Annotated in this window: 7 protein-coding genes and 1 pseudogene; 2 read left to right on the top strand and 6 right to left on the bottom strand. The window is 71.7% G+C overall.

The window, feature by feature from the left end; translation table 11 throughout:
- Together G3I41_RS20070 and G3I41_RS20065 are read right to left on the bottom strand one after the other, a co-directional pair.
- The coding region (locus G3I41_RS20070; protein WP_164401739.1) for a YfhO family protein at nt 1–2198 on the bottom strand (2198 nt) is incomplete at its 3' end.
- Nucleotides 2199–2345: 147 nt separating this feature from the next.
- A pseudogene (locus G3I41_RS20065) lies at nt 2346–2830 on the bottom strand (transposase family protein); the annotation flags it as partial.
- A gap of 160 nt (nt 2831–2990) precedes the next feature.
- Between G3I41_RS20065 and G3I41_RS20060 the strand changes: the two are divergent.
- Nucleotides 2991–4421, top strand: coding sequence for an MFS transporter (locus tag G3I41_RS20060; RefSeq protein WP_164401737.1), 1431 nt, complete (start codon nt 2991–2993; stop codon nt 4419–4421).
- A gap of 70 nt (nt 4422–4491) precedes the next feature.
- On the opposite strand, the gene G3I41_RS20055 is transcribed toward G3I41_RS20060, so the two are convergent.
- From G3I41_RS20055 to G3I41_RS20040, 4 genes are all read right to left on the bottom strand, one after another.
- Nucleotides 4492–5343: a helix-turn-helix transcriptional regulator gene (locus G3I41_RS20055; protein ID WP_164401735.1), complete on the bottom strand. Its 852-nt coding sequence runs from the start codon at nt 5341–5343 to the stop codon at nt 4492–4494.
- Nucleotides 5344–5624: 281 nt separating this feature from the next.
- Nucleotides 5625–5777, bottom strand: a complete 153-nt coding sequence (locus G3I41_RS20050) for a hypothetical protein (protein ID WP_164401733.1) — start codon at nt 5775–5777, stop codon at nt 5625–5627.
- 1 nt (nt 5778) lies between these two features.
- Complete coding sequence (locus tag G3I41_RS20045; RefSeq protein ID WP_164401731.1) at nt 5779–7170, bottom strand: polysialyltransferase family glycosyltransferase; 1392 nt, start codon at nt 7168–7170, stop codon at nt 5779–5781.
- Nucleotides 7170–8147 (bottom strand): glycosyltransferase family 2 protein, encoded by a 978-nt coding sequence (locus tag G3I41_RS20040; RefSeq protein ID WP_164401728.1) that lies wholly within the window; start codon nt 8145–8147, stop codon nt 7170–7172. Before G3I41_RS20040 ends, G3I41_RS20045 begins: the two co-directional genes overlap by 1 nt.
- 209 nt (nt 8148–8356) lie before the next feature.
- Here G3I41_RS20040 and G3I41_RS20035 point away from each other — a divergent pair.
- Nucleotides 8357–9545: DUF6716 putative glycosyltransferase (locus G3I41_RS20035; protein ID WP_164401726.1), on the top strand; the 1189-nt coding region annotated here is incomplete at its 3' end.

The raw sequence follows: 9545 nt of genomic DNA, 5'->3' as shown, positions 1-9545 counted from the left end.
GCCCCCGTCCGCTTCAGCCCGGCCACCGCGTCGGCCAGCCGGGCCCGGTCCAGGCAGCCCACGGCCTCGTGCGGGACGGTCCCCGGCCGGGCCACCCGCAACGTCACGGCGAGCGCGCCGCCCCCGTCGCCGAGCTTCCGCAGTTCGGCCCGCCGTCCCGGCAGCTCGCCCCGGAAGTCGGCCTCCTCGGCCGTCCCCAGCCGGGCGCGGCCGAACAGGTCCGGCGCCCACAGGTACACCTCACTGCCCGCCGGGCACGCCGCACGGAGGGTGTACGTGCCGGGCCGCACCGCGTAGTCGTACGCGCCCGCGTCCGGCGCACCGCTCCCGTCCGCCGCGCGCAGGGCGGTCGTCGGCACCGTGTAGACAGAGGCACCGAGCAGCTTCTCCTGGTTGCGGAACGGCGAACGCCCGTAGCGCACAATCCCGTTGCCGGGCCGGACCGTCACCAGCGGCGGCACCTCCGCCCGCGTCACCGAGACCGGGCGGGCGTCCGGGCGGTTCCAGCCCTGGTGCGGGTCGCGTGGCATGTGCACCCGGGCACCCACGGAGAACACCGCGTCGGTCACCGGGCTGTCCAGGTCGTGGAGGGCCCGGCCGTTCGACGTCCAGCCGGCTCCCAGGGCGAGGAAGGTGCGGGTCAGCACGTCCGGGGTGTGGCTGCTGTAATACGCCCCGCCCTGGCCCCCGACCACGAGGGGATCGTTGGCGGTGCTCTGCTCCAGACCGGGGTCGGTCCGGTAGCGCGGCCAGCCGTCCGCCTCGGCCACCGCCGCCGCCTGGAGGCGCTGCCGCTCGCCCCAGGGCGCGTAGTCGTCCAGCCGGCCCAGCCGCTGCCGGTCGGCGTACGCGGTCGTCGCGGCGGCCTGTCCGGCCTGCGCCCCGACCAGCAGGAGCGCCGCCAGCACGGCGTACCGGCCGCGCCGGGCCAGCACCAGCGCGCCCGCCACGGCCACCAGACCCCCCGCGAACAGCGGGTACGTCCACGTGGTGACCAGGGCACTGGACGCCGCCCCGGCGGCGATCAGCACGAGCACCCCGGCGCCGCCGAGCAGCGCCCGCCGGTCCGGCCAGGCGGAGGCGACGGACAGCCAGGCGGCGATGACCAGGAGGCCGGACAGCACGAACGTCTGGCGGTACGGGCTGCCGTTGGGCGTCGCGAAGGCGTGCCACAGCAGATGCGTCGGCTCCCACTGCAACGACAGGGCGACCCCCGCCACGAGCCCCGCCCACACCAGGCGTTCGGCGCGCGGGACCGCCCGGTGGAAGGCCAGGGCGCCCGCCAGGAGCAGGGCGCCGGTGCCGAGGAACGCCGCCGGCGTGAAGAAGCTGTACGTCGCCGGCAGCAACCGGGCCGCGACGTCGGGCCAGGCGGCCGGGGCGAATGTGCGCGTCCAGCCCGGGTAGGCGTGCCGTGTCCCGAGGAACACCGGCACCAGGACGGGCGCGGCGAGACCGACCCCGAGCGCCATCGAGCGCACGGCGCGCCCCAGGCCCCGTACCCGCTCCCGGCGCGTCCCGTCCTCCAGCACCAGCCGCACCACCAGCACCAGCGCCGCGCCGAGCGTCGCCATGTACGCGGTGTAGAAGTTCGACACCCAGGCCAGCGTCACCAGCAGCGTGCCCAGGACCGGCCGCCGGCCCGTCCGCGCCCACTCGGCGGCCAGGCACAGCAGCGGGAACGCGATCAGCCCGTCCAGCCACATCGGGTTGTACACGGCCTCGATCACCGACCACCCGCACAGCGCGTACGAGGCCCCGAGCACGGCCGCCGCCCACTCCTTGCCCCGCCCCCGCCGCAGCGCCGTCAGCAGCCAGGTCATCGCGGCCGCCGCCGCCCCGGTCTTGACCAGCGTCACCGCGTACACGGCCAGGTCCACGCGGTCCCGGGGGAAGACCCCGACGAGCAGGGCGAACGGGCTGCTCAGATACGTACCGAAGTCGGGCAGGAAGCTGGTGCCGAAGCCGGACTGCCAGTTGAGCAGCAGCCCGCCGTCGGCGCGGCCGTGCAGCAGGTCCCAGAGGCGGGCGTGGAACGGGACGAACTGGTTGCCCAGGTCGTTGACGCTGCGGGTGTGCGGGCCGAACGGATAGCTGCGGGCCACCGCGTCCCCGGCGCAGACGGTGAGGGCGGCGAGCACGGCGGCCAGGGCGGCGGCCCGGCCGCGCGGGGAGCGGAGAATCGACGGAGTCCTCATGGTGGGTTCGAATATGCCATCGAACATCATCAAATCCCCTGGCCAGACGGGTGGTTCACGTGATCGACCGCCAGCCTTCATGCGAACACCCCCGCTCGGTCATCCTGCACATCGGCGAGGGCGCCCGCCGAGTACGGGACAGCTGTGGATGCCGTGCGCGCGGGCCGCACGGAGGTCGTGGACGGCCCCGGGCAGGGCCGCTGAGGCCCCAGCAGTCTCCCGAAAGGATCGGTGAGGGCCTGGACGTTCATGCCGTGCTCCTTGTGTTTGCCCGAGTAGAGGGGGCGGTCAGCTGCGATGCGGTCGATCGGTAGGAGCGTGCCGTCCAGCAGCACGAACGCCTTGGTTGAGGCTGTGCGGGCGGCCTCGGCCAAGCTGGGTGCGAGATCGGCCAAGAGGTCGACAGCCTCGGTGACGTAGCGGCAGGCCGTCGTGATTCCGACCCCGAACCCGGCAGCGAGTTGGGCGTACGTGTGCCCCACACGCAGGTGAGCGAGCGTGAGGAGGGCCTGACGACCGGCGCTCAGCCGCCGCCACCGCGTCCCGATCGCGCGGCGGTGTCGGCGCAAATGCTGTGTAAGGAAGCGCAGGGTGGAGCGGGACACGTCGACGCCGGATGAGTAGGCAAGCACGCAGAAGCTCCCGGAAGTGGATGATCCTGTTCGCGTACCCGCCTGCCAGAACCTTCCCTTCTGCTTGCTTGTGGGAAAGTGACAGCTCTGCCTGTATCTGGCAGATGTACCTTTACCAGGGCGCTGGTTGGGGGATGCGGGCCATCGCATCGTGGTCGGCATGAGCGATACCACGCAGATCTCACTCGGCGCCCGCGGGTGGATGGTTCTCCTGACCTTGTGCGGCGCCACTTTCATGACCGGACTCGACTACTCGATCATCACCGTGGCCCTGCCGGAGATCGGCCGCAGCCTCGGGTTCGCCAGCCCCGATGCTCTGCAGTGGGTGGTTACCGGCTGCCTGCTGCCTACGGCTGCTCTGATGCCCCTGTTCGGGAAGCTCTCGGACATCACCGGCCGGCGACGGCTGTTCATCGCCGGGGTGTGCGCCTTCACCGGCTTCTCCCTCCTCGCCGGCCTCGCCCCCGTGGCCGCCCTCCTCATCACCGCCCGAGTCGGCCAGGGCATCGCAGCCGCGGCGATCGGCCCCACAGCACTGGCCCTGATGACGGCTGCCTTCCCCGAGGGACCGCAACGGACGCGGGCCCTGGGTGTCAACGGCGCACTGCTGTCGCTCGGCTTCGTCATCGGCACGATCGGCGGCGGCATCGTCACCAGCGGCCTGAACTGGCGGTGGACGATGCTCATCCTCTTCGGCATCGGTCTGCTTGTCCTCGTCGGCGCTGCCACGGTCGTGCAGGACACCCGGCACGGCCGGACTACCCGCCTCGACGTGCCTGGGGCCGTCCTGGCCAGCGGTGGCCTCTTCGCCCTCGTCTACGGGATCACCACCGGAGGCGCCAGCGGTTGGCTCAGCACGCCCACCCTGACCGCGCTGATCGGCGCCGCAGTTCTGCTCATTGGCTTCCTCGCCGCCGAGGCGCGTCACCCTGAGCCGCTCGTGCCATTGCGCCTGCTGCGTCGTACGACGGTGAAGTGGGGCATGGCGACTGGCTTGGTCACCTTCGGGATGTGCGGAGGAGCGACGCTGCTGTTGAGCATCTACATGCAGCAGGTCGTGGGGTGGACCGCACTGCAGACCGGCCTCGGCTTCACCGCCGAGGGCGTAGCTGCCCTGGCCGCGGGCAGCCTGGCTGCACGGTTGATCAGCGCCCGCGGCGCGGCATCCGTGATCGCTCTCGGCCTCGCGGTGCAGGGGCTGGGCACCCTGCTGATGGCGCTGCTGCCGGCGGACGGCAACCTCGTTCTGCTGTTGGGGAGTTCGGCGGCGATGGGCTTCGGGCATGTGCTGACCGTCGTGGCCGTCGTCACCACTATCACCTCCGGTCTCGAGGAGTCCGACCAAGGCGTCGCCGGAAGCCTGGCACAGATGCCGACCTTCGTCGGCGCGATCGGCGTGGCCGGACTGAGCGCCATCGTGGCGGCCCGCACGACGGCCCTGGCCCCCACCACCACGCAGAGGCTGGCGACGGTCGGCGGACTGCACCTGGCGTTCCTGGTGGCAGGAGCAGTCGTGCTGACCGGCGCGTTCGTCTGTGCAAGGGCCTTGCGCCGGTCTACGAACCTGTCGGCTGACGCGATGGCGGCCTGAATCCGCCCTCGTGCGATCTGCGCCGGCGCCCTTCCAGTCCCAGGAAGTGGCGCCGGCCATCAGTATCGGCCTACGCCGCGGAGCCAGACGTCAGTTCTGCCAGCCGACGCAGTCGATCCTGCGAAACCGACCCCGGCTCCGCCTGGAACACGGTCACGCCTTGTCCCTCATCATCTGGAGGGCGTAGCAGTTCTGCAGCCAGGGTCATGGCACCCACCTGGGGATGCCGGTACTCCCGCGCGATGGTGGCACAGTTGCTCACCGGATGCTCGGCCCACAGTTCCCGGAACTCAGGGCTGAGTTCCTTCAGTTCAGCGATGAAGGCCAGCAGTTGCTCATCGCCTGGGAAGTTGCTGACCGAGACCTGCAGGTAGGCGACGTCGTCCCGTGCCTTAGCGGCCCAGTCGGCGTACAGGCTTCGGGCGAATGCGAGTTCAAGGAAGTCGATGCGAACGAAATTGGGCGGGCGGCCTGTTGGCATGACGGGCCAGTGCGGTGCGAGCAGGGCATGCGCGAGCGGGTTCCAGGCGAGGATGTCGCCGCGGCGGCCCACGGCGATGGCAGGGGCGTCGGTGAACGCCTCGACCATGTGCGAGAGACCCGGGCGTAGCACCTCGGTCGGCGGTAATGAGGTCTGGGCCTGAGGGATACGCGCCAGCCGGTGCAGGTGTCGCCGCTCATCGGCGTCCAGTCGGAGAGTGCGGGCCAGGGCGTCCAAGACCTCATCTGAGACGTTCGGTGCCTGCCCCTGCTCCAGCCGAATGTAGTAGCCGACACTCACTCCGGCCAGCGGAGCCAGCTCTTCGCGCCGGAGCCCAGCTACTCGGCGACGGCGAACACCGCCGGGCAGGCCCAGTTCTTCAGGCTGCAGGCGAGCCCGTCGCGACCTCAGGAACTCACCCAGTGCAGACGAGGGGTACATCCCTTCAGCTTGACATGCAGCTGGCACCTCGGAGATCTGGAGGCGCAAACTTCCGGAAGATCCCGGTTGCCATCGGGCCGGCCGAGATCAGGGTCCGAGTGGAGCCCGTAGCCCCTGATCGTTCTGCCAACGCCGAGAACGGTCCGCCCTACCTGCTTGAACTGAGGTGGGAAAAGGGCTCGCTGTCCCCCGGCGGTCGGCACTCCGGCACATGGCGGCCAGCGGGGGGCGGCGAAGGCCCCGTCCGGCCGGACGGGGCCTTCGCCGTGGAGTGCCGACGCTCAGGTGAAGGTGTTGCCGGTGATGACCTGGCTGGAGACGAAGCACGGCTCCGGCGTCGCCGGACCGCAGAAGCCGGGGCGGTAGCCGAGGGTGAGGGAGTCGTCGGCGTCCTTGGGCGCCCACGTGACCGTCACGGTTGGCTGCGAAGCCATCTCACCTCAGCGCCGCCCGCTTCAACGCCCGGGTCCGGCGCGCGATGCGGCGGACCGTCGCGTTGCGCGGGATGAACGTGAGTTGTGCGGGAATCGCCCCGGGCAGTCCGAGCGCGGTGAGCCGCCGCCGTTTGAAGTACCGCCGCACGGTGTCGCGGTGGGCGATCAGGTAGCGCTCGGCGTCGGGGCGCAGGGGAGCCTGGAGCTGCGGCTGCATCGCGTAACCGACCGCGCCGACCAGCCCGGCGGTGCCGCGCGCGATCGCGTCCGGAGAGGGCATCGACCAGCCGGTCACCGCTGCCGGGTCCTCCAGGTCGGGGAGCAGGGCGTCCACGATGGTGAGGGGGATGCGGTTGCTGTTCTGGTACGGGCTGAGCTGTTGCAGCAGTGGGCCCGTGCCCAGGCGGGCGGCCGGCAGTCCGTAGAACGAGGCGGCGGTCAGCAGCGCGGTGGAGAAGCAGCCGACGACGAGGGCGGGACGCATCGACTCGAACAGCGTTTCGGCCAGGACCGGGCTGTCGGCCACGGTGAGCGTGGCGCCGAGCCGTACCGCCTCCTCCTCCAGGGTGCGCGTCCAGTGGGCGGGCGCGCTGGGATGCGGTTTGAAGACGATGCGGGTGTGGCCGAGGGCGACCGCGCCGCGCACCATCCTCGTGTGCTGCTCCTCTTCCTGAACAGGCGTCAGGATGCCCAGCGTGGAGAGGTACTGGCCGAGCAGGAGGGCGGGGCCCGGTCCGTCGCCGGGGACGGCGGGGGCGGCGACCGGGTCGGCCAGCTCGCCCAGCACCTTGAGGAACGCGTCCGTCGGGACGACCTCCGGCTCCACCCCGAACTCCGTGAGCAGCAAGGGCTTCAGACCCGGTACGAGGTCCAGGTGGAGGAGGCGGCGGATGCGGGTGCCGACCAGCTGGTCGAGCCGGCTGCGGGTGGGTCCGTAGCTCATGAGGCCGTCCGCGTACACATGCAGCGGGCTGTCCCCGAAGACCGTCGCCAGCGCCTGCGCGGGGTTGGCCTGGATGGACTCGCAGGCCAGTTCGACCGGTTCGTCGCCGAGGTCCCAGGCCGCGCGCACGGCACGCTCCCACAGCGGGGCGTCCTGTTCCCGGGGTGACCAGCCGCCCGGGTGGAACGGGCTGATGAACTCGTTCCAGGACCGCACCGCGTCGAACTCCGCGGCCAGCGCGTCGAACCCGGGCCGGCGGTGGAGTGGCGTGCCCAGCTCCGGGGCGGGCGAGGTGTCGCTCACGACGAGGACGCGCCGGTGCTCGGAGCGCGGCCCGAACATGCCGGAGCGCAGGGCCGCGACGAGCGTGGCGGCGGCGTACTGCGTGCACGCCGAGAAGATCTGGATGGTGGACCGGCCGGCGGGCGCGGTGTCCGTGCTGCCGGGCATCAGGCCGCGACCTCCCGCGAAACGGAGCGACGGCGCACCCGGCGCAGCCGGTCCGCACGGCGCTCACCCAGCGAATTCAGCGTTTCCGCGAGAATGTCCTGGGGCATGCGCCGCAGCGAAGCCGCACTCATCGAGCGCAATTTCCTGGCCACTGCTGGTTCGAACCTTTCGATGGATTCCAAATGGTGCGCCATGACCGCGCAGTACGTACGCACGGCCTTCGGCATCAGCCGGTCCGCCTCCGGATCCAGGGCCGTTTCCTCCAGCACCTGATCGAACGCGCGGATGAAGTCCAGCTGGCGCACATCGCCGATCTGGGTCAGCGAGGAGGCGACCCCGCGCCGGTAGAAGATCCCGGGCAGCCCGACCGCCGCGAAGGAATCGGCCTCCCGGTGCAGGCGCCAGATCCACGGCCGGTCCTCCGCCGTGCGCAGCCCGTCCCGGAACCGCAGCAGCCCCGAATCCGCGAGCCTGCGGTGATAGGCCCCGGCCCAGGCGTACGCGTAGTCCACGGGCGTCGACCGGTCGGCCGGCAGTATCACCTCGCGCGGGCTGACCACGGTGTTCCGCAGCCCGAACGGGACGCGGTGCACCGTGCGCACCCGGTCGGTGAACTGCACGTGGTCCGTACGGACGAAATCGCAGCCCAGGGCCGTGATCGCGGCGAGCAGCCGCTCGTAGTGCCCGGGTGCGGCCCAGTCGTCGCCGTCCAGGAACGTGAGGTACTCGCCGCGCGCCGCGTCGATCCCCGTGTTGCGCGCGGTGGCCAGACCCCCGTTCCGCTCGTGCGGGACCAGGACGGCACCCGGGAGCTCGCGCTCGGCGCGCCGGAGGATGTCCAGCGTCCCGTCGGACGAACAGTCGTCGACGAGGATGAATTCGACACCGTCGCGGGCATTGGCCCGCAGACTTCTCAGGGTGTCGGGGGCGTAGGCCCGAACGTTGTAGAACGGCACGATGACGGAGAGCTTGACCACGCGGACCACGCTAGGCGCCGGTCCGGCATTTACCCTGGACCCGGCGGGTACGGCAGGTGAACGAAGAATGTCGGGACAATGAACCGGCCCGGTTTCCCGCCCTCGGGGGCCTTTTCCATCAGCTGATTCTCCGGGTGTCGGCGGGCTGTTAACCCGCTGTTGCCGCCACGTTGGGCCGCGAATCCGAATGCCTTCCTAAATTCGGAGACGTGCCACGACGTACCGAAAAGACGACCGCCCTCAGGGCAGCCGTGATCGCCGACTCCGACACCCGGTGGAAATGGGGCGCGCTCACCGCGCACCGCCTCACCGCCCCCGTGTCCGGGGCGCCCGCCCAGCGGGTGGAGATCAGCGGGCTGCTGCTGCGCGGCCGGGCGACCCCGACCCCCCGCCAGCTCGCCGAGGTCGGCGACGTGGGGATCCCCGCCGACCGGGTGCGCGAGGTCACCGCCGTCGAATTCCTGCACGCCGTACGGGACGAGGGGTACGACGTCGTCGTCCTCGCCCTCGTCGGCGGCGCCGTCCAGGCCATGCTGCACGGCATCGCCGCACTCCGGCTGCCCACCAGGCCCGTCCTCGTCACCGGCTACGTCGGGGTCGTCTACGAGAAGCTCACCGACGGGCTCCTGCTGCGCCACGGCGCCGATGTCGTCCTCGCCAACTCCCGTCACGACGCGCAGCGTTTCCGTACGGTGTACGAGGGGGTGGGCGCCGATGCCTCGGCCGTCACCGAGGCCGCCCTCCCGTTCCTCGGCGGCGACCCGTACCGGGCCGAACCGGGCCGCGACACCCTGGTGTTCGCCGCCCAGCCCTCCGTGCCGGAGAGCCGCGCCGACCGCACGTACCTGCTGCGGCGCCTCGTCGAGCACGCCCGGCTGCACCCCGGCCGCGAGGTCCTGCTGAAGCTGCGCTCCAAGCCCGGCGAGCACACCACGCACATCGAGGAGCACCCCTACCAGCGGCTCGCCGAGCGGCTGCCCGGCGGCCTCCCGCCCAACTTCCGCCTGGTGTACGGGCACATGGGCGAGGTTCTGGACCGCACCGACCTCCTCGTCACCGTCTCGTCCACGGCCGCCCTGGAGTCCCTGCACCGCCGCATCCCCACCGCCGTCCTCACCGACCTGGGGGTGCGCGAAGCCCTCGGGAACCACCACTTCACCGGCTCCGGACTGCTCACCTCCTTCGACCGCCTGGACGGCGGCGGGCACCCGGAGCCCGACGAGGCATGGCTGGCCGGCCAGGGCGTCGCCGCCGACGGCAGCTACCCCGCCGCGTACGACACCGCCCGGGCCCGGGTCACCGCACTGCTGGCCCGGGGCCGGCTGCCCGACCCGGCGCCCTACTACACGCCCGCCACCGCCCCCGGCTACCTCCCGGGCATCCTCGCCCGCCACCACC

Source organism: Streptomyces sp. SID9727 (assembly GCF_010550605.1).
Lineage (GTDB): Bacteria > Actinomycetota > Actinomycetes > Streptomycetales > Streptomycetaceae > Streptomyces.
The sequence above is the reverse complement of the archived record's forward strand: the minus strand, read 5'-3'. Positions and strand labels throughout refer to the sequence as shown.